Source organism: Nonomuraea composti (genome assembly GCF_012034275.1).
Classification (GTDB): domain Bacteria; phylum Actinomycetota; class Actinomycetes; order Streptosporangiales; family Streptosporangiaceae; genus Nonomuraea; species Nonomuraea composti.
In genome coordinates, this window is the sequence record NZ_JAATEP010000153.1 from 1 (window position 1) to 874 (window position 874).

General features: G+C 72.3%; 1 protein-coding gene. It reads right to left on the reverse strand.

Features of this window, described 5'->3' with window-relative positions; genetic code table 11:
• Positions 1 to 84 precede the first annotated feature (84 nt).
• The coding region (locus HCN51_RS57750; RefSeq protein WP_168022231.1) for an ATP-binding cassette domain-containing protein at positions 85 to 874 on the reverse strand (790 nt) is incomplete at its 5' end.

Sequence of the window (874 nt, forward strand, 5' to 3'; positions counted from 1 at the left end):
TCTGGATGCTCAGGAAGCCGTCGGTGAAGGCGACGTTGAGCAGCAGCAGCGCGGCCAGGGCGAGCAGCGGCCACAACAGGCGTCTCATGCGGGGTGTCCTCCGCCGGCGATGGTCTCCATGAGGCTCTCCGTGGTCAGGCGGTCGTCGTTGTCGAGCTCGGCCACCAGGCGGCGGTCGCGCAGCACGGCCACCCGGTGGCTGAGCCGCAGCACCTCCTCCAGCTCGGCGGAGATGAACAGCACCGCCATCCCGCCGTCGGACAACTCGGCGACCAAGCGCTGGATCTCGGCCTTGGCGCCGACGTCGATGCCGCGGGTGGGCTCGTCGAGGATCAGCAGCCGGGGCTCCAGGATCAGCCAGCGGGCCAGCAGGACCTTCTGCTGGTTGCCGCCGCTGAGGTTGCGGATGAGCTGGTCGGGGTCGGCCGGGCGGATGTTCAGCGCGGCGACGTACCGGGAGACGAGCTCGTCCTGCCGGCTGCGGGGCAGGGGCCGGGTCCAGCCGCGGGCGGCCTGCAACGCGAGGACGAGGTTCTCGCGGACGGTCAGGTCGGGGATGAGCCCTTCAGAGCGGCGGTTCTCCGAGCAGAAAGCGATCTTGTGGTTCATGGCCGCGCGCGGCGTGCGCAGCGGCTGCGGCGTGCCGCCGATCGCGATCTCGCCCGTGCTCGCGTGGTCGGCGCCGAACAGCAGCCGGGCGACCTCGGTACGGCCGGAGCCGAGCAGCCCCGCCAGCCCGACGACCTCGCCCTCGTGGATGGTGAGCGTGAACGGCTCGATCGCGCCGGCCCGGCCCAGCTCGCGCGCCTCGACCAGCGGCCGGTCGAACACCTTGGCGGTGCCGTGCAGCCGCTCCAGCTCGGCCAGCTCCTGG